Origin of the sequence: Bradyrhizobium sp. 17 (assembly GCF_023073515.1) — a bacterium.
Classification (GTDB): Bacteria; Pseudomonadota; Alphaproteobacteria; order Rhizobiales; family Xanthobacteraceae; genus Bradyrhizobium; species Bradyrhizobium canariense_D.
Genome location: NZ_JADPJQ010000119.1, coordinates 299374 through 323668 on the forward strand (window position 1 = coordinate 299374; position 24295 = coordinate 323668).

A 24295-nucleotide genomic window follows, 5' to 3' on the forward strand; every position below is an offset into this window, starting at 1 on the left:
TGGAGAAATTCATGGCTAAGGAAGAGCTGATCCAGTTCGAAGGACTGGTCACCGAAATCCTCCCCGACGCGCGCTACCGCGTGCAGCTCGACGCCGGACACGAGATCGTCGCCTACACCGCCGGCAAGATGAAGAAGAACCGCATCAAGACTCTGGCGGGCGACCGCGTGACGGTAGAGATGTCGCCCTATGACCTCGAAAAGGGCCGGCTGATTTTCCGCCACAAGGACGAACGTCCGAGCGGGATGGGCGGACCTCCGCGTCCCGGACAGCGCGGCGGCCAGTTCCGCCGCCGCTAGCGGGGGCCCAGCGCGCGAGCGCGGACCTGTAATTCCGACGTGTATGCTGATCCGCCGTGACCATCACGGCGGATCAAAAAATCGTGCACGTCAGCATTGTTTTGGGTGTCTGTTTCCAATAAAATGACTTAATCGATTTTCGGCCGGACGACATTAGCATCCACCGGTACAGCCGGTTCAGACACGCTGACGACCCTTCCAAAAATTCGATCTAACCTGTCCGCGCAAGCGGGCTCTGACATTGTGTTATCTGAGAAGGGACTACCCCCATGAGCATGGGAACCGTGAAGTGGTTTAACGCGACCAAAGGCTTCGGCTTCATCCAGCCCGACGATGGCGGCCAGGACGTGTTCGTTCACATCAGCGCTGTGGAGCGTGCAGGCCTCGGCACGCTGCGCGAAGGTCAGAAGATCTCCTACGAGATCGTCGCCGACCGCCGTTCCGGCAAGTCGGCAGCCGACAACCTCCGCTCCGCCGGCTGAGCCTACCGCTTACGGGCCCCGATCGGCTCGAGCGAACCAATCAATGAAAAGGCCGGGCGCGATGCCCGGCCTTTTTTTATTCCAGGATCTGCTCTCGTATTTCAGCACGGCGACTTTACACCCGTGTAAGGAACGCAGGTGACCTGGCGCGGCCGCGTGTAGGAGACATCGCTCAGCGTGATGCCCGTCTTCAGGACGAATTTGACAGAAGGCGTGTAGACGTAACTCGCCTGACTGAAGATAAGGTAGGTCGACGCGATCAAGAGCGATGGCGGAATCATCGAGGTGACCGTGGTGCCAGCTACCAGAGTCGGGGGCGGAGCCGTCAGCGTGGCCTGCGTCGCACCGTTGGCAATGGTGGCGGACTTGCTCCATTGAATCTTGGCGACCTTGCTTGAGTCGATATAGATCTGAAGGACCGTGCCGTTCACGAGCGTAGCGTCGTACGGCATGATCATCGATATGCTTGCCGTGAACGTGTCCTGCATGTCGCCATCGTCGACCGATGTCGACTGCGACGTCAAATCGGACAGAGTCCGTGCAATCATTGTGACTTTGCGATTGATCGCCACGGCCGATGAAAATTCGACGGTCCCGAAGAACATCACCAGCATCAGCGGCACGATGACCGCGAACTCGGTCGCCGCGATCGCACGCGTGTCGGCGACGAAGTCGCGCACGGAGTTACGGGCATTCCTCCAGATATTCGCAATCGCCTGCATCTGTCCGCTCGGATCCATCTGTCTCAGAAGGGTTCATTCTTGAAGGCCGCGGTCGCAATCAGCAGCCGCTTGTTGTTGCAGCCCATGTTGAAGCCAAGGCCAGTGACGAAGAGCGGCCACTGATAGAACAGCCGCACCACGACGACCTGGTTGGCGGCCCCGGCACTGTACTGCACGCCGGTTGGATTGAAGCTGCAGGAATCACCATAATTGGTGAGGCTCAGCGCTCCGAACGAGTTTGTACTCACGACGTCGACGTAGAGCTTGGTGCAATCAAACAGCGCCGGGATCTGGCTGCAGACGTAAGCCTTGAACGTCGTTTGCGAGCAGGGTGTGCTGACGCCGGAGACCGCGCAGGCCGTGAGCGTGCCGGATTGCGCCTGCCCGGTCAGCAACACGCGCGCAGAATTTTGCGAGGCACTCTCGAGCACCTGGCTCGCCAGGAACATCAGCGCCGACTCGATGATGGCGAACAGCAACGCAAAGAACATCGGCGCAACGAGCGCGAACTCGACGGCTGCGGAGCCGCGGCGGCTGCCACGAAACCGGCGCAACGTGGCGAGGAGCCTGAATCTCGTAGGTGCAGGCGAAGGCATCAAATTCCCCAGCAGCAGCAATCATCTGCCATGTTCAATAGCGGAAACTGATTGTTTAAGTGTTTCAGGCGATCCGCACCCGGCGGCCCGGGCCGTTAAGAGCGCGTTAACCGCGAACGACCCGGACCAGGGAGACGAGGACACGGAAAGAGAAACTCGCGCGCGTGCGGCGGGCGGGGACGATCCTTGCCCCCAAATCCGCCAATCAAACTTGCTGGTTGGTCTTACTTGGTTCGTCTTACTTGGTTCGTCTTGCTCAGTTCGCCTTAGTCAGTTCGTCTTGGCGCCCGCACCGGCACTGCCGCTCGCCGAGCTGCTCAACGAACCGGCCTGGCTCATCGTGCTGTTGAAGTAGGTGTCGCTGTCGCCGAGCGTCACGCGGCGCTGGCAAAGCGGCGCGCAGCTGTAGGACTCGCGTTCGATCCCGCGATAGACGGTAACGAGCCGGTCGCTCGGACCTTCGACCTGGACCTGGCGGTCGACCAGGATCTCGCCGCCGCGGTCGAGCGCGATGAAATTGGTGGCGCCATAGCCCTTTCCGGTGACGACGATCATGCCGCCGGGCTGGAGCGTGACGTCGGCGATCAGGGGATTGCCGACCACGATGGTTGCCACCTTGCCAGGCAGCCGCACCAGCTTGGCCTGGTCGACATTGACGGCGATGGTATCGGCGGACTCGGCAATGACGGCAGCCGGCGATGCCAGCACCGCTGTCGCAACCAGAAGACAGACGCGCGCATGACGGCGCAGCAGTTGTTTACGCATACTCTTACCCCCGGGACGTCACAAACCGGCAGAAGCGATCAGATAACAGCCGAGCCGGTGCCCGACCCGGCTAACCTGCCCTCAATTCGTGAACGTTCCGCAAACTCTCGGACTATTGTTTGAACGGACTGGCGTTCGCGGCTCTCGAGAACCTAGCGGCGGAACGGATAGGCAAGCTGCCCTCCGATTTCCTTCGGCATGGTGGCTTCATCCTTGCCGTAATCCTGCGGCAGTTGCCCCTCGGGCATGCGGAAAGTGCCGAACAGCAAGTCCCAGATCGGGAACGTGCCGGCAAAATTGGTGTCGCCGCCCTCTGCTAGCGCGGTGTGGTGCCAACGGTGGAACACCGGCGTCGCCAACACATATTTGAACGGCCCGAAGGTCCAGTTCAGGTTGGCGTGCACGAAGGCCGAATGGAAGGTCGTGAACGGGGCGAGCCAGACCATGGCGTTCGGCGAAATGCCGGCCATCAGCAGCACGACGTCGACCGCGATGGTACCGAGCACGAGATTGACGGGATGGAAGCGTGCCGCAGAAATCCAGCTGATCTCCTCCGAGGAGTGGTGGATCGCGTGGTACTTCCAGAACCCACCGCCGTGGAACAACCGGTGCAGCCAGTACAGCATGAAATCGGACAGCACCAGGAACAGCATGGCCTGGACCCAGAGCGGCAATAGCGCCAGCGAGCCGTGGCCATTGTCGTAGAAGGCGATGAGCCCGTCGGCATCATGGATGTTGAAGACGAAGCTCGCACCGACGATCAGAAGGCCGATCCGCATGACACGTGCGAACACCGGAACGATAAACCAGTAGCAGATGTCCGTGACGATCTCCCGCTTGCGCCACCACGGCACGCCGGGATTGCAGGCCCAGACATGCTCGAGCACGGTGAAGACCACCGCGAGCGCGAAGGTCGCGGGGATCACCTTCGCGATGGTCTCGCCAAGCATCAGGGCGATTTCCATGGGCAGGCTCGACATTGTCGCCTCTCTTGCGAATTGCTGGTCCCGCCTACGCGTACTCCCCCAAATTTAAGGGAGGGTGAAGCCGGTGCTGCGCTTGCTGCACATCCGGAACCGGAACGAATTGCAGCTGGCTGCCTTAAGGCGAAATTCACTCTGGCCAGCGGCAAGCGCGTTTGCCCGATCGAATTAACTCTCCCGAAAGAGCTCGGATCTCATGGTCGTTGCGTCAAGCACACCGCCGAACGAGGCGATCCCACCCCAGATGGAGTTTTGTTCATGAAGAACCTGATTGCGCGTTTCGCGAAAGATGAATCCGGCGCCACCGCCATCGAATACGGTCTGATTGCCGCCGGCATCGCGCTGGCCATCATCACCGTCGTCAACAATCTCGGCACCACGCTGAACGCCAAGTTCACCTCGATCAGCAGCTCGCTGAAGTAGGCGATCGATCAACGACTGCAAAAGCCCCGGATTTCCGGGGCCTTTGTTTTTAAGACGGCGAGTTCCAGTGGCGTTGAGCAAGTACAGAACCGATGCCGTGGTCGCGGCGAACGCGGCCGAGGCGGCGCAGACCGGCTCGCCGGCTTACTGGGTCTGCCTGGCCCTGCTGCTTGCGACCGTCGCGCTCGCCGCACGCATCGCCTCCCTCTGGTGAGCACGCCTTCGGCTGGTTCTACCCCTCAAGACCGCCGCCGCCGTTTTCGGTTTGTTTAGCACTGCCGGCTAGAATCCGGCGACGCCAGCTCCGCGGCACACCCAGGCCTCAAGACGCAGCCCATGATCCTCGACCTTGCGCGCCTTCTGCTCTTCCCGGCCCTGATGGCGTTTGCCGCCGCAAGCGATCTCTTCACGATGACGATCTCCAACCGCGTATCGCTGGCGCTGGTCGCCGGCTTTTTCGCGCTCGCTCTCGCCGGTGGCATGGCACCTTACGAGATGCTGGGCCATGTCGGCGCCGGCGCGCTCGTCCTAGTCGTGGCCTTCACCTGTTTTGCGATGGGCTGGGTCGGTGGCGGCGATGCCAAGGTGGCGGCCTCCGTCGCGCTTTGGTTCGGGTTCGCACAGCTGATGAACTTCCTGCTCTACGCCTCGCTGTTCGGCGGGGCGCTGACGCTGCTCCTGCTCCAGTTCCGGCAGTGGCCGCTGCCTTACGGGCTCGCTGGCCAGACCTGGCTCGCGCGGCTGCACGCCAAGGACAGCGGCATTCCCTACGGCATCGCGCTCGCACTGAGCGCGCTGATGGTCTACCCGGAGACCGAATGGGTGAAGGCGATCGACCTCGCTCACCTCGCATTGCGCTGAACGCATCGGGTAAACCCGGCGTTAAGGCGATTTAGATACGCCTCATTAACCATGCTTTGACGAATAGCTGGTCAACTGCCGATTACGGCGGCGTCAGCGTCGCGGCGTTTGTTGGAAAGTGAAGCGTATGAATAGGGCACGCATTGTCGTCCTGACGGTCGCCATCTGCGCCGGCGGTGTCGCCGCGTATCTGGCGAGCGGCTCGGACAATTCTGCACCGCCTCCTGCTCCGGTCGCGCAGCTTCCCACCGTCGACGTCCTGGTCGCGAAAAACGACATCGGCCTCGGCCAGACCGTCAAGCCGGAAGACGTGCAATGGCAGACCTGGCCGTCCGCGACCGCCAGCGCCACCTTCATCCGCCGCAACGAGCGCCCCGAGGGGGTAACCCAGGTCACCGGCTCGATCGCACGATCTCCCTTCATCCAGGGCGAGCCGATCCGGGACCAGAAGCTGGTCAAGGCCGAAGGCTCCGGCTTCATGGCGGCAATCCTGCCCACCGGCATGCGGGCGATCTCGACCGAGATCTCGCCGGAAACCGGCGCAGGCGGCTTCATCCTGCCCAACGACCGCGTCGACGTGCTTTTGACGCGCCGTCTCAAGAACCCGGACCAGAGCAGCGGCGCTCCCGATGTCGTCACGTCCGAGATCATCCTGGCCAATATCCGCGTCCTGGCCATCGACCAGGCTCCCAAGGAGAAGGACGGCCAGAACGCGGTGGTCGGCAAGACCGTCACTCTCGAACTCAATCCTGCGCAGACTGCGACGCTCTCCTCCGCACGCCAGAGCGGCACGCTGTCGCTGGCGCTGCGCAGCATCGTCGATGTCAAGCTGAGCGAGATCACGCTCGATGACTCCGCACAGAAGCGCGAGGGCATTTCGATCATTCGGTACGGTATCCCAAGCTCGACGGCGAAGGCACGATGAGGACTGTCGACATGAAATGCAGGGCGAATTTGGCGACGATGCGAACCCCGGTGGTCCGCGCCCTGTCGTTTTCGGCCGCCGTCGCGCTCGCGCTCAACCCGGTGCTCACCCCTGTGGTCGCCGCCGACTATCGCCCTGTGGCGCAGGCTGCGGCCGACGGTCAGATGAACGCGCGATTCCTCTCGCTCGGCATCGGCAAGTCGATCGTGATCGACCTTCCGCGCGACATCAAGGACGTGCTTGTCGCCGATCCGAAGATCGCCAACGCGGTCGTCCGCTCGGCGCAGCGTGCCTACATCATTGGCGCCTCGATCGGGCAGACCAACATCGTGTTCTTCGATTCCGCCGGCCAGCAGATCGCGGCCTATGACATCGCGGTCAAGCGCGACCTCAACGGCGTGCGGGCCGCGCTGAAGCAGGTCCTGCCGAACTCAGACATCCAGATCGACGGGCTAGGCGACGGCATCATCTTGACCGGCTCGGCCGCGAATCCGGCCGAAGCCCAGCAGGCCAACGACCTCGCCGTGCGCCTCGCCGGCGGCCCCGAGAAGGTCGTGAACTCGATCGTGGTCCGCGGCCGCGATCAGGTCATGCTCAAGGTGACGGTCGCGGAAGTGCAGCGCAGCATCGTCAAGCAGCTCGGAATCGACCTCACCGCCAACCTCAGCTACGGCACCTCGGTCGTCAGCTTCAGCAACTCCAATCCGTTCACGGCTCTTGGCCACAACCTCGTCGACGGCAATAACCTGACCACGAAGTTCGGCGCGGCCCCGTCGGTGCAGGCCACGCTGCGTGCGATGGAGACCGCGGGCGTGATCCGGACGCTGGCCGAACCGAACCTGACCGCGATCTCCGGTGAATCGGCAACGTTCATTGCCGGCGGTGAATTTCCGGTGCCTGCGGGCTATGCGTGCGACCCCACCACGCACGTCTGTACCACCCAGATCAGCTTCAAGAAGTTCGGCATCTCGCTCAACTTCACCCCCGTCGTTCTCACGGAGGGCAAGATCAGCCTGCGGGTAATGACCGAGGTGTCCGAGCTCTCGAACGAAAACGCGATCACGCTGTCCCAGGCCGTGACCTCGACCTCGGTCAACTCGCTCACGGTGCCCTCGATCAAGACCCGCCGCGCAGAAACCTCGCTGGAAATTCCCTCAGGCGGCGCGATGGCGATGGCTGGCCTGATCCAGCAGCAGACCAAGCAAGCGGTCAGCGGACTGCCAGGTCTGATGCAGCTCCCGGTCCTCGGCACGCTGTTCCGTAGCCGCGACTTCGTCAACAACGCGACCGAGCTGGTCGTGATCGTGACGCCCTACATCGTTCGCGCAGTTGCGCAAAAGGACCTGTCGCGGCCGGATGATGGCTTCTCCGCACCGGCTGATCCGCAGGCCGAACTGCTCGGCAACATCAACCGCATCTACGGCGTGCCCGGCCGGACCGAACCGGCCAAGAACTACCGCGGCACCTACGGCTTCATCACCGACTGAGGCGGAACGGGGACTTCATGAAGATCACTAGACCACCCCAGATTCGCAGGCGCGCCATCCACCTCGGCGGCGCGCTCGTCGGCATGGCGCTCGCCCTAGGCGGCTGCCAGCATGACGAAGCGGTCACGGCCTCCATTCCCGACGACTACAAGCAGCGTCATCCGATCGCGATCGAGGAGCAGAATCGTTCCATCGTCGTCTTCGTCGGCCATGCCCGCGGCGGCTTGACCGCCGCCCAGCGCGCCGACGTGATGGGCGTCGCGTCGGCCTGGATGCACGAAGGCACCGGCGCGATCCGGATCGACGTACCGTCCGGCACGCCCAACGCGCGTCCGGTCGCGGACACCATGCGCGAAATCCAGGCAATGCTGTCGGCGGCGGGCGTTCCGCCGCGCGGCATCAACGCCCGCTCTTACACGCCGGACGACAAGCGATTCCTGCCGCCGATCCGCCTCACCTATTCCAAGATCGCCGCAGTCGCGGGTCCCTGCGGCCTGTGGCCGGAAGATATCGGCCCTTCGATGAAGAACAAGAGCTGGTTCGAGAACAAGGACTACTACAATTACGGCTGCGCCTATCAGCGCAACCTCGCAGCGATGGTCGACAATCCGTCGGATCTCGAGCAGCCGCGGCCCGAAACGCCGTCCTACACGCCGCGGCGGACCGCCGCGTTCGAGAAGTATCGCAAGGGAATGCCGACGGCGGTCGCCTATCCTGAGGCCGACAAGGCCAAACTCAGCGACACCGGCAGATGATCAGCTACGCTCGCCAGCCCCAAGAAGATCAGTCCGAGGCATCGCTCCCACCGGTCGAGGAGCATATTGCGCCGGCGCCCCGCGTTTCCGTCCAGGCTTTCTGCGAGACCGTGGAAACGGCGGCCGCCGTGCAGTCAGCCGGCGAAGATCGCCGTCTCGGCAAGGCCCATCTGAAGATCCAGATGGGCGGAATGGCGGCTGCGGTGGAAGCCTACCGCTCGGCCCCCACGCCGAACGTGATCGTGCTCGAAAGCGACGGCCGCAACGACCTCCTGGGCGGGCTCGACCATCTCGCGACCGTCTGCGATGCCGGCACCCGCGTGGTCGTGATCGGCCGCATCAACGACGTCACGCTCTACCGCGAGCTGGTCCGCCGCGGCGTCAGCGACTACGTGCTCGCGCCGGTCGGCGCGATCGACGTCGTGCGCTCGATCTGCAACCTGTTCTCGGCGCCGGAAGCCAAGGCCGTCGGCCGCATTATCGCCGTGGTCGGGGCCAAGGGCGGCGTCGGCGCATCAACCATCTCCCACAATGTCGCCTGGGCGATCGCCCGCGATCTCGCGATGGACGCGGTCGTCGCCGACCTCGACCTCGCCTTCGGCACGGCCGGACTCGACTACAACCAGGATCCACCGCAGGGCATTGCCGACGCCGTATTCTCACCCGATCGCGTCGACACCGCCTTCGTCGACCGCCTTCTGTCGAAATGCACCGACCACCTCAGTCTGCTGGCGGCGCCGGCGACGCTCGACCGGGTCTACGATTTCGGCGCCGACGCCTTCGATTCCGTGTTCGACACGTTGCGCTCCACGATGCCCTGCATCGTCCTCGACGTTCCGCACCAATGGTCGGGCTGGACGAAACGCGCCCTGATCGGAGCGGACGACATCCTGATCGTGGCGGCGCCCGACCTCGCCAATTTGCGCAACACCAAGAACCTGTTCGATCTCCTGAAGGCCGCGCGCCCCAACGACCGGCCGCCGCTCTACTGCCTGAACCAGGTCGGCGTGCCGAAACGGCCCGAAATCGCCGCGGCGGAGTTCGCCAAGGCGATCGAGAGCCAGCCGGTCGTCTCGATTCCGTTCGAGCCGCAGATCTTCGGCTCGGCGGCCAATAACGGCCAGATGATCGCGGAGATCTCGGCCAACCATAAGTCGATCGAGATGTTCCTTCAGATCGCCCAGCGCCTGACCGGCCGCAGCGAAACGAAGAAGCAAAAGTCGTCCCTGCTTTCACCCCTGATTGACAAGTTGCGGGGAAAATAGGTCGCCGCATGGAGTTTTTAAGTGTTCGGTAAGCGTAGCGGAACAGACGCCGACGCCCGGGCCCCGAAGCCCGGTGCCGTGTCGCCAGAGCCTGCCCAGGCTTCGGCGCCCGCCATGTCGCGCGTGCCGCCGCCGCCGGCAATCTCCTCGCCGCCGCTCGCCCCGGCGAAGCCTGCGCCGACCATGGAAGCCCGCCGCTCGGACAATTATTACGAGGTCAAGGCGACCATCTTCGGCGCGCTGATCGAGGCCATCGACCTCGCCCAGCTTGCCAAGCTCGATTCGGAGTCCGCGCGCGAGGAAATCCGGGACATCGTCAACGAGATCATCGCGATCAAGAACATCGTGATGTCGATCGCCGAGCAGGAAGAGCTGCTCGACGACATCTGCAACGACGTCCTCGGCTACGGTCCGCTGGAGCCGCTGTTGTCGCGCGACGACATCGCCGACATTATGGTCAACGGCGCCGACACCGTCTACATCGAGGTCGCCGGCAAGATCCAACGCACCGGTATCCGCTTCCGCGACAATCAGCAGCTCCTCAACATCTGCCAGCGTATCGTCAGCCAGGTCGGCCGGCGCGTCGACGAATCCTCGCCGATCTGCGACGCCCGCCTGGCCGACGGCTCCCGCGTCAACGCCATCGTGCCCCCGCTGTCAATCGACGGCCCCACGCTCACGATCCGCAAGTTCAAGAAGGACAAGCTGACGCTCGATCAGCTCGTCAAGTTCGGCGCAATCTCGCCGGAAGGCGCGGAAATCCTCCAGATCATCGGCCGCGTCCGCTGCAACGTGCTGATCTCCGGCGGTACCGGCTCGGGCAAGACCACGTTGCTCAACTGCCTGACCAACTACATCGAGCACGACGAGCGCGTCATCACCTGCGAGGACGCCGCCGAACTCCAGCTCCAGCAGCCGCACGTGGTGCGACTGGAAACCCGCCCGCCCAACATCGAGGGCGAGGGCCAGGTCACCATGCGCGAGCTGGTGCGCAACTGCCTGCGTATGCGTCCCGAGCGCATCATCGTCGGCGAAGTCCGCGGACCCGAGGCGTTCGACCTGCTCCAGGCCATGAACACCGGCCATGACGGCTCGATGGGCACGCTGCACGCCAACAATCCGCGCGAGGCGCTATCGCGCTGCGAATCCATGATCACGATGGGCGGCTTCTCCCTGCCTTCACGCACCATCCGCGAGATGATCTGCGCCTCGATCGACGTCATCGTCCAGGCCGCGCGCCTGCGCGACGGTTCACGCCGCATCACCCACATCACCGAAGTGATGGGCATGGAAGGCGACACCATCATCACCCAGGACGTGTTCCTCTACGACATGGTCGGCGAGGACGCCAACGGCAAGATCATCGGCCGGCACCGGTCGACCGGAATCGGCCGCCCGAAATTCTGGGAACGCGCCCGCTATTACGGCGAAGAGAAGCGCCTTGCCGCGGCGCTCGACGCGGCGGAAGTGGCGCCCACGACGTGAGCAGGTCAACGCAGCCATGAACATGCAAGTCCTTGCCCTCGCCTTCCTTGCCACCGCCACCGTCGGCGGCCTCGCCTGGGTCTTCCTTTATCCAATGCTGTCCGGGGAACGGAAGGCCGAGAGCCGCCGCGCCTCGATCTCGCGGGCCGAGGCGCCCACGGCCCGCGCCGCCGAGAAGACGCAGCGCTCGCGCCGCGAGCAGGTCGAAACCTCGCTCAAGGATCTCGAGGCGCGGCGCCAGCAGGAGAAGAGCGTACCGCTCAGTGTCCGCCTGTCGCAGGCCGGCCTCGATTGGGCGCCGCAGAAATTCTGGATCGTGTCCGCCGTCGTGGCGGGCGTGCTGTTCGCAGTCGCCTTGTTCATCGGCGGCGGCCTGCTCGGTGCCGCCGGCTTCGCGTTTGCCGGCGGCCTCGGTCTGCCCCGCTGGGCGCTCGGCTTCCTGAAGAAGCGCCGTGAAAACAAGTTCCTGGCCGCCTTGCCCGATGCCGTCGACGTCATCGTCCGCGGCATCAAGGCGGGCCTGCCGCTGTTCGAATCGATCAAGGTGGTCGCCGCCGACGCGCCAGAGCCGCTGCGCTCCGAGTTTCTGTCCATCATCGAGACGCAGGCGATCGGCATGCCGCTCGGCGAGGCCTGCACGCGGCTCTACGATCGCATGCCGCTGCCCGAGGCCAATTTCTTCGGCATCGTCATCTCCATCCAGCAGAAATCGGGCGGCAACCTCTCCGAAGCGCTCGGCAACCTTTCCAAGGTGCTGCGCGACCGCAAGAAGATGAAAGAGAAGATCCAGGCGATGTCGATGGAAGCCAAGGCCTCGGCCGGCATCATCGGCTCGCTGCCGCCGATCGTGATGTTCCTCGTCTACCTCACAACGCCAGGATACATCTCGATGCTTTGGACTCATCCCACCGGCCAGCTCATGCTGGTCGGCTGTGTTGTCTGGATGTCGATCGGCATCATGGTGATGAAGAAGATGATCAATTTCGACTTCTGATGGTGTCTTATGGTAGAGTTCCTCGTTGCGAAACTTCACGACGTCCACTTCATGACGATGCTGCTGGCGGCCATTGCCGCCAGCGCCACCGTCTATACGCTGGTGATGCCGCTGTTCGCCGGCGAGGGCCTTTCCAAGCGCATGAAGGCGGTGGCGAACGAACGTGAGCGCATCCGGCAGCGCGAGCGCGAGCGCCTCCACAAGAGTGAAAAAGTCTCGCTGCGCCAGACGCCGAAGCAGCTCGTCTCGAAGGTCGTCGATGACTTCAACCTGACCAAATGGCTCGCGCAGGAAGCTGCGCGGGACAAGCTCATCATGGCCGGCTATCGAGGCCAGGCGCCCTACATCACCTTCCTGTTTGCCCGCCTGGTTGCCCCGATCGTGCTGTTCGTCGGTTCGGTCGTCTACGTGTTCCTGATCGCGCATATGCAGCAGTCCATGCCGATCAAGATCGGCATCTGCGTCGGTGCGGCCTATCTCGGACTCCAGGCGCCGATGCTGTTCCTCAGGAACGCGATCTCCAAGCGCCAACTCTCGATCAAGCGCGCCTTTCCCGATGCGCTCGACCTGCTCCTGATCTGCATCGAATCCGGCATGTCGGTCGAGATGGCGTTCCGGAAGGTCGCGGTCGAAATCGTGGGCCAGTCGATCGCGCTATCGGAGGAGTTCACCCTGACCACGGCCGAGCTGTCGTATTTGCAGGATCGCAAGGTCGCCTACGAGAACCTCGCGCGGCGCACCGGGCTCGAGGGCGTCAAGTCGGTATGTCTCGCGCTCCAGCAGGCGGAGCGTTACGGCACCCCGCTCGGCCAATCCTTGCGGGTGATGGCGCAGGAAAACCGCGACATGCGCATGAACGAAGCCGAGAAAAAGGCCGCGGCACTGCCGCCGAAGCTGACGGTACCGATGATCCTGTTCTTCCTGCCGGTGCTGTTCGTCGTCATCCTTGGACCGACTGGCATCAAGGTCACCGAGATGCAATGACCTTAGACGTGGACCGCGTACGGTCCGAGGATGCCTTCAAGATTGGAAGATCAAGATCGGAAGATCACGTCTGATCAGTCGGGCAGGCCGAGCGAGGCGACCGGCGTCCGCTTCGGCGCACCACGCCGGACGTCGCTGCGGGTCAACATTTCCTTGAGATAGGCGACATTGGCCGTAGCCTGGTCCGGCGGCAGGTCCGCCTTCACAATAGTCTCGGCTTCGGCGAAGCGGCCCTGGAGACCGACGACAAGACCGAGATTCTGCCGCACCCGCGCGCTTGCGTGCGGCGAGGCATAGGCTTGGCGCAGCGCGTCTTCGGCCTTCGGCAGATCTCTCGACAACATGTAGGACAGGCCGAGATTGGAGAGCACGCCGGGATCGCCAGGCGCGATCTTGAGCGCACTCGCATAGTAGGAGCGCGCTTCCTCGTGACGCCCCATCTGATCGAGCGCGGTACCCTGCACCGAGAGCAGGCGCCAATCCGGGTTATCGGGCGAATGCGCCTTCGACAGCACGTCGAAGGCTTGCTGGAAATTGCCGTTGTCGGAGAGCGCGCGGCCGTATTGGGCCATCAGCGCCTTGTTGCCGGGATTGGCGATGGTCGCCTGCTCGAGCACGGCGGCAGCCTGGGCGCGCTGGCCGTTGGCGCGCAGGGCCTGGCCGTAGGCGAGCGCCGCGTCGGCGTCCTTGGGATTGGCACGATAGCGCTCGCCATAGACTTCAGCAGCGCGCGCGGGATCGGTGGGAGCGGCTTCCGCCCGCGGCCCGACCGAGCCCGTGACGTCGGAGAGTTTCGACATCGCCGTGCAGCCGCCGAGACCCATGGCCACCGCTGCGACCAGCGAGGTGGACGCAAGAAGCCGGGCAAGACTTAACCGTTCACGACTGAACCGTTGACGCATGACGCTTTGACTCTCGAGCCGATTGATCGAGCCGAACGCGCCAGCAATAGACTGTTAACCCTAACGGCCGGTTAATGCTCCCGGCCCGGGCCCGTCACTGCGGCGCCTGCGGCGGCACCTCGCCGCCGAGACCCGCATCGAGGCCGAGCGCCTTCGCCTGCTCGTTCAGGTCCCGCAGCAATTGCAGTCGTTGCCGCGTCTCGATCGCGACATCGATGCCCGGACGCACGACCCTCGGCAATTCGCGTCGAAGATCGTCACGATTGACCAGACGCCTCGCGCGGAGCTCGTCGAGCTGAACGTCGTCGATGCCGAGCACATTTGCAGATTGCTCGATCAGTCGGCGCAGTAGTGACGTCACCGCGGCCTCGACATCATGCTTGCGTGCGGATCTCGAGAACTTGCTTTCCAGATCGGCCCAGACATGAGAGGTCACGAGATAGACGTGGAGCAAATTGGCCCAATCCACCTCGTCGTCGGCATAGAAGGCGCGGCGCAGCAGGAGCCGGCGCGCGAATGCTGCGACCTGATTCCGTTTCAGCGTGGTGCATGCGTCGATCTCGATGCCCGATTGGACGGCCGGATCTCGGGAAAAATCCCGTCCGGCCGGCAGTCTGACGACGCCGTGCGGCAGGTTGGAATCGAGCGGCCTGAAGACACCATCCTTGCGCGGACGTGAGTAGCGGGCGATCGCGAAGCGATACTCTGTGCGGCCGCCATGGGACATCGGGTCGGACATCGGGCCGAAATGGATGACGTTGAAGCCGGCATCGTCACCGGCCTGCCCGGTCGATGACGGACAGGACAGGACGTAGATCGTGCGCCAGAATGCTTCAGCGCTCTCGCTCGACGTGGCGCGCGGATCGGGAATCGAATAACGCGTCAGCCCTTCGACATGCCGGTGTCCGTGCAGGACCAGATCGACATTGAGCGATGTCGCCGCTTCGAGGAAGGTCGCGGGCGCGGCGAGATACATCAGCGGCTCGTCGGGCACGCCGAGAAACCGCTTTCCTTCTCCGGTCGCCTGCGGCAGTGGATGATGGTGCAGCGCCAGCACGCGCACGAGGTTTTCCACCGGCTCGGCATAATCGGCGCGGCCGCCCGACCCGAGGCTGCCCGCGAGCTTGACGCTCAGCCGCGCGGAATCCGAAACCATGGCGCTATAGGCGCTCTGGTCGACGTTGCCGCTAACGAGCGTCGTGAGGCTCGCGCGGTTGGAATCCAGCAGCACCAGATCGAGGCCGGCCTGACGGTAGTAGACGCTCTTCGAGGTCCGCGGCAAATGCAGGTAATCATAAACATCGTGGCGACCTGCACGCTGGCTCGGTCGCTTGACGTCGTGATTGCCGGCAATTGCCTGGATGTCGGTGAACAGCCCGGTCTGCCGGAAGGACGCAATGACGGCGATCGCTTCGTCGAGCGCAGGCGGCGCCGGGTCGTCCACGATATCGCCGGTGATCAGCAGGATGCGATCGGGAACATCCGCGAAGTCCGCCATCCTCTCGCGAATTGCGGCATTGAGCGTCTCGATGGTCGCAAGCAGTCGACCAGACCCGTCCAGATGCAGGTCGGAAATCTGTACGATGACGAACGATCTATCCATTTTGCGTCGCTTATTTGCGAATGCCGCGCCGCGCAAACGATGAGAGAAATGCCTTCGACGATCAGGTTCAGTCCGGTATCAATCAGCCCGGGCCATGATGAGCCGGGTAAGAATTGACCCCATCCCCTGTTGTTGCACTCCGTGCAGAACCGTACGACACAATCTAAAATATTGGGCAATAATGCCACAACCGCAGCGCTAGTAAAGCCCTGCGGCCGCTCGCGTGGATCGTGTCCTCGGCATGAGACGGGGCTCGCCCGATGATGGTTTCGCTCACCCGATCAATATTCGATAGCGAGCCTCTTGCGAATTTCATCAATGCGCTTGTCCAATGCATCGAACCGCGCGTGAACGGAGCGGTCGTGGAGATAGAAGACGTAACCGCCGGCAAGGAACGCGAATATCCAATGATGATGCTCGACATAGCCAAAAATCGCCTCGACCGCCTGCCCGATGAAGGTGACCACGCTCCACACAAATTCCATTGCATTTCCTCCCGGCCGGCTTTGTCGTCGGCCGCCGGAGATCTGCACACCTGACGGCCGTTGCCGGAACCTAGCATGGCCCCTTTGCTGCGAGTAGCGGACCGCCGAACGGTGGCAGCAAAGCTGATTGCGGCGGCGGCAAAACTCTGCGAAATCTCGTCCGTTCGTATGACCCGCTCGATCTGACGATCCGGACCCGCCAATGCCTTCTGTCTTCGAGACGTCGCCTACCGCCATCCCGATCACCTTCGTCACCAAGTCGAGCTGGGATCAGGTCGCCGAGGGGCTACCGGCGGCGCAACGCCAGTTCGCCACCGCGAGCGCCTTCACCGCAAAGCCGGGCGGCTATCTCGCGCTGCCCGCGCCCGATGGCGCGATCGCGCAAGTGCTGTTCGGGCTCGAGGACGAGGGTGCAAAATCGCGCGACCTGTTCCGACCGGGCGCCCTGCCCGGCCTCCTGCCGCCGGGCATCTATCGCTTCGCCAATGCACCGCAGGATGCACGGCTCGCCGCACTCGCCTTCGCGCTCGGCAGCTACCGCTTCGCCCGGTACCGCAAGGCCGATCGCCCCGAGGTCAGCCTCGTTCCCCCCGACGGCGTCGACGCGACCGACATCAATCGCATGGCGGACGCCGCAATGCTGGCGCGCGACCTCATCAACACGCCGGCCAACGACATGGGGCCGGAGGAGCTGGCCGCAGCCGCGCAGGATCTCGCCGCCGAATTCGGCGCAAGCTTTGCCTGCACCATCGGTGACGACTTAAAGACGAATTTTCCACTGATCCACGCCGTCGGCATGGCATCTAGCCGCGCGCCGCGGCTGATCGACATTGGCTGGGGCGACCCGGCTCATCCCAAGGTGACGCTGGTCGGCAAGGGCGTCTGCTTTGACACCGGCGGGCTCGACTTGAAGCCTCCGAGCGGCATGCTGATCATGAAGAAGGACATGGGCGGCGCCGCCAACGTGCTGGCGCTGGCGCGCATGGTGATGGATGCGAAGCTGAAGGTGCGACTGCGCGTGCTGATTCCGGCCGTGGAGAACGCGGTCGCGGGCAATGCCTTCCGCCCGCTCGACATCTTCACCTCGCGCAAGGGCATCACGGTCGAGATCGGCAATACGGACGCAGAGGGGCGGCTGGTGCTCGCCGACGCGCTGGCGCTTGCGGACGAGGAAAAGCCGGACCTGCTGATCGATCTCGGCACGTTGACGGGAGCGGCACGCGTCGCGCTGGGGCCGGATTTACCGCCCTTTTACACCAATGATGAGACGCTTGCCGCTGACGTCGCACGATGCGCGGCGAGGGAGAACGATCCGTTGTGGCGCATGCCACTGTGGCCGCCTTACGATGCGTGGCTGGATTCCAAGACCGCCACTATCACCAACGCACCATCAGGCGGCTTTGCCGGCTCGATCATTTGCGCGCTGTTCCTGCAACGCTTCGTCGAGCATGCCAGGAGCTGGCTGCATGTCGACATCTACGGCTGGACGCCGTCGGCGAAGCCCGCACGCCCCGAGGGCGGCGAGTGCCAGGCCGCGCGCGCGATCTACACATTGCTGAGCGAGCGCTATGCGTGATCCAGAACACGATCTAAGCCACGATCCAAGTCACGATCCAAGATACGATCCAAGGCTGACACCGTCGCGCGGCGACATCGCCGCGAAATACCTCGAAAGCAAGGTGCAGGCGGATCGTTTCGTCACGGGCGAGGAATTCGAGATCATCGCGGCGATCGCGCCCGTGCGCGAGCAGCCGTCGTCGAACGCGATGCTAATGACACAAGCGTTGCGCGGCGAGGGCGTCACGGTTTACGACCGCAACGGCGAAGGCTGGGCATGGGGTCAACTTTCAGGTGACGGCTATGTCGGCTGGCTGCCGGACGCAGCGCTCATGAAGCCCGCGGCCGCGCCGACCCATATGGTCAGTGCTTTACGAACCTTTGCCTTCCCCGGTCCCTCGATCAAGCTGCGGCCAGCAGACACGCTGGTGATGGGATCGAAGATCGCGGTTGCACGCGAGGACGGCAGCTTCGCCGTGACACGCGACGGACACTATCTGCCGAAGGCCCATCTCGCCCCGCTTGGTCATTGCGAGCCGGATTTCGTCGCAGTCGCCGAGCGTTTCGTCGGCACGCCCTATCTCTGGGGTGGCAAGAGCAGCCTTGGCGTCGATTGCTCCGGCCTGGTCCAGATGTCGCTGACATCGGCGGGCATCGGCTGCCCGCGCGACAGCGACATGCAGCAGGCCGGCCTCGGCCGCGCGCTGGAGCCCCATGAGCAAAGCAGCTTGCTGCGCGGCGATCTCATTTTCTGGAAAGGTCATGTCGCCATCGTCCGCGATGGCAGCACCATGGTTCACGCCAATGCGCATCACATGGCAACGGTGATCGAGCCGATCGAGCCGGCAATCGCAAGGATCAAGCAAGCCGGCAGCGAGGTCGCCGCGATCAAGCGGCTCTGACGGAGGCTACGTCGCCGCGGACCCGTTCTCCGCCGTCTCCAGCCGGAACGCCGCCGCAAACAGCGCGCGCGTGTAATCCGTCTTCGGGTTCTTGAAGAGCTCGGCGGCCTGACCTTCCTCGACCACCTTGCCGCCACGCATCACGATCAGATGGCTGGCGAGCGAGGCGACGACGCGCAGATCGTGCGAGATGAACATGTAAGTGAGATCGCGCCGGCGCTGCAATTCACGCAGCAGATCGACCATCTGCGCCTGAATCAGCATGTCGAGCGCACTGGTCGGCTCGTCCAGGACGACGAAATCCGGCTCCAGCACCACCGCCCGCGCGATGCTGATGCGCTGGCGCTGGCCGCCGGAGAATTCATGCGGATAACGGTGGCGAGTATCCGGTTTCAGTCCGACGTCCTCGAGCGCCTTGACGACGCGCTCCTCCCGCTCGCCTCGCGAGAGCTGCGGCTGATGCACGGTGAGGCCTTCGGCGACGATGTCGGCGACCGACATGCGCGGGCTGAGCGAGCCGAACGGATCCTGGAACACGATCTGCATGTCGCGCCGGAACGGCCGCATCTCCTTGAAGCGCAGGCCCTGGATATCTTTTCCCAGGAACACAATGCGTCCGTTCGAGGAGATCAGCCGCAGCAATGCGAGCCCCAGCGTGGTCTTGCCCGAGCCGGACTCGCCGACAACGCCGAGCGTCTCGCCCTTGCGCACGGCGATGCTGACGCCGTCGACCGCCTTGATGTGGCCGACCGTCTTACGCATCAGCCCCCGCTTGATCGGGAACCAGACCTTTAGGTCGTCGGCGGACATCACCACCGGGGCATCCGGCTGCGGCGGCGCCGGATCTGGCTTCGGCTCCGCGGCGAGCAGGTCGCGCGTATAGGGATGCTTCGGGGTCTTGAAGACGTGCTCGACCGGCCCCTGCTCGACGATCTCGCCCCCCTTCATGACGCAGACCTGGTCGGCGATGCGGCGCACGATGCCGAGATCGTGGGTGATGAAGAGCAGGCTCATGCCGAGCCGGCCGCGGATCTCTGCGAGCAGCGTCAGGATCTGCGCCTGCACGGTAACGTCGAGCGCCGTGGTCGGCTCGTCCGCGATCAGGAGGTCCGGCTCGTTGGCGAGCGCCATCGCGATCATCACGCGCTGGCGCTGGCCGCCGGAGAGCTGGTGCGGATAGCTCTTCAGCCGCGTTTCAGGCTCGGGAATGCCGACCTGCGTGAGCAATTCCAGCGTCCGCCTGCGCGCCTCGGCATTGCTGGTCGGATTGTGCAGCTGAATGATCTCGCCGATCTGCGCCTCGATCGTATGCAGCGGGTTGAGCGAGGTCATCGGCTCCTGGAAGATGATCGAGATGTCGCTGCCGCGAATCTCCCGCATCTCCTGCTCCGACCGGTCGATCAGTTCCTGGCCCTTGAAGTGGATGCTGCCCGAGGGATGCGAGGCATTTGGATAGGGCAAGAGCTTGAGAATCGAGAGCGCGCTGACCGACTTGCCGGAGCCGGACTCGCCGACCAGCGCCAGGCACTCGCCGCGCTTGATCTGGAACGAGACCTTGTCGACCGCGAGCGTGGTGGCGCCCCCCTGGTGGAAGGCCACCGAGAGGTCGCGCACGCTGAGCAAAGGCTGGTTGATCGCGTCCATTGGCTTACCTGAACGTCTTGCGCGGATCGAATGCGTCGCGCACGGCCTCGCCGATGAAGATCAAAAGCGACAGCATGATCGCGACCGAGAAGAAGCCGGAAAAACCGAGCCACGGCGCCTGCACGTTGGACTTGCCCTGCGACAGCAACTCGCCGAGCGACGGCGAGCCGGGCGGCAGTCCGAACCCCAGGAAATCGAGCGCCGTCAGCGTCATCACCGAACTCGACACGATGAACGGCAGGAACGTCATGGTCGCGACCATCGCGTTCGGCAACAGATGCCGGAACATGATGACCTTGTTCGACACGCCGAGCGCCCGCGCCGCCTGGATATACTCGAAATTGCGCCCGCGCAGGAATTCCGCGCGCACGAGTCCGACCAGCGACACCCAGGAAAATAACAACAGGATGCCGAGAAGCACGAAGAAGCCGGGCACCAGCACCGACGACAAGATCAGCAGCAGATAGAGCGAAGGGATCGCAGTCCATATCTCGATGAAACGCTGGAACAACAGGTCGATCCAGCCGCCGAAATAGCCCTGCACCGCGCCGGCCGCGATGCCGACGATGGAGGAGACGATGGTCAGGCAGAGGCCGAACAGCACTGAGATGCGGAAGCCGTAGATCAGCCGCGCCACCACGTCGCGGCCCTGATCGTCGGTGCCGAGCCAGTTGTATTCGAGATCGCGGCAGCTCTTGAGGCCTTTCTTCTCGACGACGGGCTTGCACTGCGCTTCCGTCAACATCCAGGTCGGCCGCGACGGCGCCGGCGTCGGCAGATCGAGATTGTGGGTGTCGTAGGAATAGCGGATCAGCGGCCAGACGATGCTGCCGCCCTTGTCCCTGATCAGCTTCTGCAAATAGGGATCGCGATAGTCGGCCGCGGTTTCGAAGTCGCCGCCGAAAGTGGTTTCCGAATAGGTGACGACGGACGGCCAATAAAGGTGGCCGTCATATTTGATCAGGAACGGCCGATCATTGGCGATCAGCTCGGCGAACAGCGACACCACAAATAGGATCAGGAAGATCCAGAACGACCAATAGCCGCGCCGGTTCGCCTTGAAATTCTGCCAGCGGCGCCTGTTGAGCGGCGACGGCACGAACGGTTTGCGAGTGATCGGCACGGCACTGCCGAGCGGCGACTTCGCAGTGGTTTCGATCGGCGTGGTGGGGGCGGCCAGCGTCATCAGACCTCCCGCGCCTCGAAATCGATTCGTGGATCGATCCACATATAGGTCAGGTCAGAGATCAGGTTGATCACGAGGCCGACGAGCGAAAAGATGAAGAGCGTGCCGAACACCACGGGGTAGTCGCGATTGAGAACGCTCTCGAAACTGAGCAGTCCCAGTCCGTCCAGCGAGAAGATGGTCTCGATCAGAAGCGAGCCCGAGAAGAAGGCGTGAATGAAGGTCGAGGGAAAGCCGGCGATGACGATCAGCATCGCGTTGCGGAAAACGTGACCGTAAAGCACCCGATTCTCGCTGCAGCCCTTCGCGCGCGCGGTCATCACGTATTGCTTGCGGATCTCGTCCAGAAACGAGTTCTTGGTCAGGAACGTCATGGTGGTGAACGCACCGAGCCCCATGGCGATCAGCGGCAGCGTCAAATGCCAGAAGTAATCGATGATCTTCCAATACCACGGAAACTGCGACCAGCCGTCTGACGTCAGTCCGCGCAGCGGGAACCAGTTGAAGAACGAACCGCCGGCAAACAGGATGATCAGGAGGATCGCGAATAGAAAGCCGGGAATCGCGTAGCCAAGTACGAGCACGCTCGACGTCCAGGTGTCGAAGCGCGTCCCGTCCCTGACCGCCTTGCGGATGCCGAGCGGAATCGAGATCAGGTAGGTCAGCAGCGTCAGCCAGATGCCGAGCGAGATCGAGACCGGCAACTTCTCCTTGACGAGCTGCAGGACGCTGACGTCGCGAAAATAGCTCTTGCCGAAATCGAAGCGGGCGAAATTCCAGACCATCAGCGCGAAGCGCTCCGGCGCCGGCTTGTCGAAGCCGAACTGCACTTCCAGCTTCTTGATGAAATCGGGATCGAGGCCTTGCGCGCCGCGATACTTCGAGTTGATGGCGTCGCCGCCGGCTCCCAACTGCCCCGGGGCGCGCTGCGCAAAGTCGCCGCCGCCCGAAATGCGCGAGGTCCCGCCGGTGTCCGCGCCCGAGAGCTGCGCGATCACGCGCTCGACCGGGCCGCCCGGCGCGAACTGCACGACGATGAAGGAGACGAAGAGGATCCCGAGCAAGGTCGGGATCATCAGCAGGATGCGGCGGGCGATGTAGGCGCTCATGGCTGCTTCGCCTGCTCGAGCCTGGCGGCCTTGCCGCCATCGTACCACCAGATGTCGGGAGCGCCGACGCCGTTGGCATAACGCGGCGGCTTCTGCGGATGACCGAATTGGTCCCAATAAGCAAGCCGGTGCGTCTTGTTGAACCAGTGCGGCACCCAATAACGGCCGGCGCGGAACAGGCGATCGAAGGCGCGGCAGGCGACGGTCAATTCCTCGCGGCTGTCGGCCGCCATGATCTTCTCGATCATGGCATCGATGGCCGGATTGGCGACGCCCGCAAGATTGTACGAGCCCTTCGTTGCCGCGACCTGCGACGAGAAGAACGAGCGCATGGCGTCGCCCGGCGTTGCCGACATGCTGAAGCGCTGGGTCGTCATATCGAAGTCGAAATCTTCCTGGCGTACCTTGTATTGCACGGCGTCGACGAGGCGCACGCTCGCTTCGATGCCAAGCGTCGCGAGATTCTTGATGTAGGGCCCATGGTGCGGCTGGAACGAAGGCTCGTCCAACAGAAATTCGATCCTGAAGATCTCGCCGTTCGGCAGCATCCTCTTGCCGTCCTTGATCGGCAGGCCGGCCTCGCTCAGCAATCGCTGCGCCCTGCGCAACAGGCTGCGATCCTGCCCGGAGCCGTCGGAGACGGGCGGCGTGAACGGTGCGGCGAACACCTCGTCCGGAACCTGGCCGCGAAACGGCTCCAGCAGCTTCAGCTCTTCCGGCGGCGGAGGCCCATCGCTCGCCATGAGGTCCGAGTTCTGAAATGGCGATACCGTGCGGGCATAAGCACCGTACATGATGGTCTTGTTGGTCCACTCGAAGTCGAAGGCGTCGATCAGTGCCTCACGCACGCGAGGATCCCTGAATTTTTCGCGCCGCGTGTTGATGAACCATCCTTGCGCGCCGGACGGCGTGTCGTCGGGCACGACCTCCATCTTGACGCGACCCTCCTTGACCGCGGGGAAGTCATAGCGGGTCGCCCAGATACGAGCGGTGAACTCTTCGCGGTAGAGATAGTTCTTGCCGGTGAAACCTTCAAAAGCGACATCGCGGTCGCGGTAGAATTCGTAGCGCACGACGTCGAAATTGTAGCTGCCACGACAGGGGGGCAGGTCGGCAGCCCACCAATCCTTGACGCGTTCGTATTCGATGTAGCGGTTGACCTCGAACTTGCCGACCTTGTACGGGCCCGAGCCCAACGGGATATCGAGCGATGTTTCGTCGAAAGCGCGAGAGGCATAATATGCTTTCGAGAAGATCGGCAGACTCGCCACATAGAGCGGCACGTCACGCGCGCGTCCCTTGGCAAAGGTGACGACCAGCGTCGCATCGTCAACGGCTTCCGCGCTGACCATGTCGCGCATCTGCACGATGATCAGCGGATGCCCCTTGGCCTTCAGCGACGTCAGCGAAAACGCCGCGTCGTGAGCGGTAAGCTTGGTGCCGTCATGGAATTTCGCCTCTGGCCGCATGGTGAAGCGATAGACCAGCCTGTCTGCCGATATATTTACAGACTTGGCGGCAAGCCCGTACATCCCGTCCGGTTCGTCATTGGCTCGCACCATCAGCGGCGCAAAAGTCATGTCCATGCCCTGCGCGCCATCGCCTTTGAGGATGAAGGCATTGAGCGAGTTGAAGGTCTGGTAGGACTGGTTGTACGCGCGCACCGACGGGATAAGCGAGAAGGTGCCGCCCTTCGGCGCGTCGACATTGACGTAGTCGAAGTGATGGAAGTCGGCGGGATATTTGAGGTCGCCGAAGGCCGACATGCCGTGGGCCTCTGCAGGCATCTCGGACGCTGTCGCGCCCCGGAGCCAGGCGGCGCTGAACGCGCCACCGGCACCCAAGGCCAGCACATGCCGGCGTGAAAGCTGCGCCATGCGA

At 63.4% G+C, this 24295-nt stretch carries 25 protein-coding genes; 14 read left to right on the plus strand and 11 right to left on the minus strand.

Features of this window, described 5'->3' with window-relative positions; genetic code table 11:
• Positions 1 to 11: 11 nt before the first annotated feature.
• Entirely contained in the window at positions 12 to 299 is a 288-nt protein-coding gene (infA, locus tag IVB13_RS28980) for a translation initiation factor IF-1 (RefSeq protein WP_007599789.1), read from the plus strand.
• 269 nt (positions 300 to 568) lie between these two features.
• Positions 569 to 781, plus strand: a complete 213-nt coding sequence (locus IVB13_RS28985) for a cold-shock protein (RefSeq protein ID WP_007599788.1) — start codon at positions 569 to 571, stop codon at positions 779 to 781.
• A gap of 101 nt (positions 782 to 882) precedes the next feature.
• On the opposite strand, the gene IVB13_RS28990 is transcribed toward IVB13_RS28985, so the two are convergent.
• The 4 genes from IVB13_RS28990 to IVB13_RS29005 all read right to left on the minus strand — a co-directional run bounded on the left by IVB13_RS28990 (position 883) and on the right by IVB13_RS29005 (position 3844).
• The gene (locus IVB13_RS28990; RefSeq protein ID WP_039799130.1) at positions 883 to 1503 is read right to left on the minus strand and encodes a TadE/TadG family type IV pilus assembly protein; all 621 of its coding nucleotides are present in this window, start codon (positions 1501 to 1503) and stop codon (positions 883 to 885) included.
• A gap of 23 nt (positions 1504 to 1526) precedes the next feature.
• A complete protein-coding gene (locus tag IVB13_RS28995; RefSeq protein ID WP_026232791.1) occupies positions 1527 to 2099 on the minus strand; it encodes a TadE/TadG family type IV pilus assembly protein in 573 nt (190 codons plus the stop codon).
• Between the two features lie 270 nt (positions 2100 to 2369).
• The gene (locus tag IVB13_RS29000; protein ID WP_018454676.1) at positions 2370 to 2864 is read right to left on the minus strand and encodes a pilus assembly protein N-terminal domain-containing protein; all 495 of its coding nucleotides are present in this window, start codon (positions 2862 to 2864) and stop codon (positions 2370 to 2372) included.
• 152 nt (positions 2865 to 3016) lie between these two features.
• On the minus strand, positions 3017 to 3844 hold the full coding sequence (locus IVB13_RS29005; RefSeq protein WP_018454677.1) for a sterol desaturase family protein: 828 nt from the start codon (positions 3842 to 3844) through the stop codon (positions 3017 to 3019).
• A 261-nt stretch (positions 3845 to 4105) separates the two neighbouring features.
• On the opposite strand from IVB13_RS29005, the gene IVB13_RS29010 reads away from it, so the two are divergent.
• From IVB13_RS29010 to IVB13_RS29055, 10 genes are all read left to right on the plus strand, one after another.
• On the plus strand, positions 4106 to 4270 hold the full coding sequence (locus IVB13_RS29010; protein WP_007599783.1) for a Flp family type IVb pilin: 165 nt from the start codon (positions 4106 to 4108) through the stop codon (positions 4268 to 4270).
• A gap of 73 nt (positions 4271 to 4343) precedes the next feature.
• Positions 4344 to 4484: a hypothetical protein gene (locus tag IVB13_RS29015; RefSeq protein ID WP_162496356.1), complete on the plus strand. Its 141-nt coding sequence runs from the start codon at positions 4344 to 4346 to the stop codon at positions 4482 to 4484.
• A gap of 122 nt (positions 4485 to 4606) precedes the next feature.
• Positions 4607 to 5131: a prepilin peptidase gene (locus IVB13_RS29020; protein ID WP_018454679.1), complete on the plus strand. Its 525-nt coding sequence runs from the start codon at positions 4607 to 4609 to the stop codon at positions 5129 to 5131.
• Between the two features lie 127 nt (positions 5132 to 5258).
• Positions 5259 to 6056 carry a Flp pilus assembly protein CpaB gene (cpaB, locus tag IVB13_RS29025; RefSeq protein ID WP_018454680.1) on the plus strand — a complete coding sequence of 266 codons (798 nt, stop codon included), beginning with the start codon at positions 5259 to 5261 and terminating at the stop codon, positions 6054 to 6056.
• 11 nt (positions 6057 to 6067) lie between these two features.
• On the plus strand, positions 6068 to 7543 hold the full coding sequence (locus tag IVB13_RS29030) for a type II and III secretion system protein family protein (RefSeq protein ID WP_026232792.1): 1476 nt from the start codon (positions 6068 to 6070) through the stop codon (positions 7541 to 7543).
• 17 nt (positions 7544 to 7560) lie between these two features.
• A complete protein-coding gene (locus IVB13_RS29035; protein WP_018454682.1) occupies positions 7561 to 8298 on the plus strand; it encodes a CpaD family pilus assembly protein in 738 nt (245 codons plus the stop codon).
• On the plus strand, positions 8295 to 9563 hold the full coding sequence (locus tag IVB13_RS29040) for an AAA family ATPase (RefSeq protein ID WP_018454683.1): 1269 nt from the start codon (positions 8295 to 8297) through the stop codon (positions 9561 to 9563). Before IVB13_RS29035 ends, IVB13_RS29040 begins: the two co-directional genes overlap by 4 nt.
• A 21-nt stretch (positions 9564 to 9584) precedes the next feature.
• Positions 9585 to 11048 (plus strand): CpaF family protein, encoded by a 1464-nt coding sequence (locus IVB13_RS29045; RefSeq protein ID WP_026232793.1) that lies wholly within the window; start codon positions 9585 to 9587, stop codon positions 11046 to 11048.
• Positions 11049 to 11064: 16 nt separating this feature from the next.
• Complete coding sequence (locus IVB13_RS29050; RefSeq protein ID WP_026232794.1) at positions 11065 to 12042, plus strand: type II secretion system F family protein; 978 nt, start codon at positions 11065 to 11067, stop codon at positions 12040 to 12042.
• A 9-nt stretch (positions 12043 to 12051) separates the two neighbouring features.
• Positions 12052 to 13026 carry a type II secretion system F family protein gene (locus IVB13_RS29055; protein ID WP_018454686.1) on the plus strand — a complete coding sequence of 325 codons (975 nt, stop codon included), beginning with the start codon at positions 12052 to 12054 and terminating at the stop codon, positions 13024 to 13026.
• Positions 13027 to 13100: 74 nt separating this feature from the next.
• On the opposite strand, the gene IVB13_RS29060 is transcribed toward IVB13_RS29055, so the two are convergent.
• The 3 genes from IVB13_RS29060 to IVB13_RS29070 all read right to left on the minus strand — a co-directional run bounded on the left by IVB13_RS29060 (position 13101) and on the right by IVB13_RS29070 (position 16016).
• Positions 13101 to 13928, minus strand: a complete 828-nt coding sequence (locus IVB13_RS29060; RefSeq protein ID WP_026232795.1) for a tetratricopeptide repeat protein — start codon at positions 13926 to 13928, stop codon at positions 13101 to 13103.
• A gap of 94 nt (positions 13929 to 14022) precedes the next feature.
• Positions 14023 to 15531 (minus strand): metallophosphoesterase, encoded by a 1509-nt coding sequence (locus IVB13_RS29065; protein WP_085361622.1) that lies wholly within the window; start codon positions 15529 to 15531, stop codon positions 14023 to 14025.
• Between the two features lie 281 nt (positions 15532 to 15812).
• Positions 15813 to 16016, minus strand: a complete 204-nt coding sequence (locus tag IVB13_RS29070) for a hypothetical protein (protein ID WP_018454690.1) — start codon at positions 16014 to 16016, stop codon at positions 15813 to 15815.
• Positions 16017 to 16218: 202 nt separating this feature from the next.
• On the opposite strand from IVB13_RS29070, the gene IVB13_RS29075 reads away from it, so the two are divergent.
• Both IVB13_RS29075 and IVB13_RS29080 read left to right on the plus strand, forming a co-directional pair.
• Complete coding sequence (locus IVB13_RS29075) at positions 16219 to 17592, plus strand: leucyl aminopeptidase family protein (RefSeq protein WP_085361623.1); 1374 nt, start codon at positions 16219 to 16221, stop codon at positions 17590 to 17592.
• The gene (locus tag IVB13_RS29080) at positions 17585 to 18475 is read left to right on the plus strand and encodes an NlpC/P60 family protein (RefSeq protein WP_018454692.1); all 891 of its coding nucleotides are present in this window, start codon (positions 17585 to 17587) and stop codon (positions 18473 to 18475) included. Before IVB13_RS29075 ends, IVB13_RS29080 begins: the two co-directional genes overlap by 8 nt.
• 6 nt (positions 18476 to 18481) lie before the next feature.
• On the opposite strand, the gene IVB13_RS29085 is transcribed toward IVB13_RS29080, so the two are convergent.
• From IVB13_RS29085 to IVB13_RS29100, 4 genes are read right to left on the minus strand one after another with little or no spacing between them, the layout of a single operon-like run.
• Positions 18482 to 20119, minus strand: a complete 1638-nt coding sequence (locus tag IVB13_RS29085; protein WP_018454693.1) for an ABC transporter ATP-binding protein — start codon at positions 20117 to 20119, stop codon at positions 18482 to 18484.
• A gap of 4 nt (positions 20120 to 20123) precedes the next feature.
• Positions 20124 to 21305 (minus strand): ABC transporter permease, encoded by a 1182-nt coding sequence (locus IVB13_RS29090; protein WP_018454694.1) that lies wholly within the window; start codon positions 21303 to 21305, stop codon positions 20124 to 20126.
• A complete protein-coding gene (locus IVB13_RS29095; RefSeq protein WP_018454695.1) occupies positions 21305 to 22414 on the minus strand; it encodes a microcin C ABC transporter permease YejB in 1110 nt (369 codons plus the stop codon). The genes IVB13_RS29090 and IVB13_RS29095 overlap by 1 nt, the downstream gene beginning before the upstream one ends.
• Positions 22411 to 24291, minus strand: coding sequence for an extracellular solute-binding protein (locus tag IVB13_RS29100; protein WP_018454696.1), 1881 nt, complete (start codon positions 24289 to 24291; stop codon positions 22411 to 22413). Before IVB13_RS29100 ends, IVB13_RS29095 begins: the two co-directional genes overlap by 4 nt.
• Positions 24292 to 24295 lie beyond the last annotated feature (4 nt).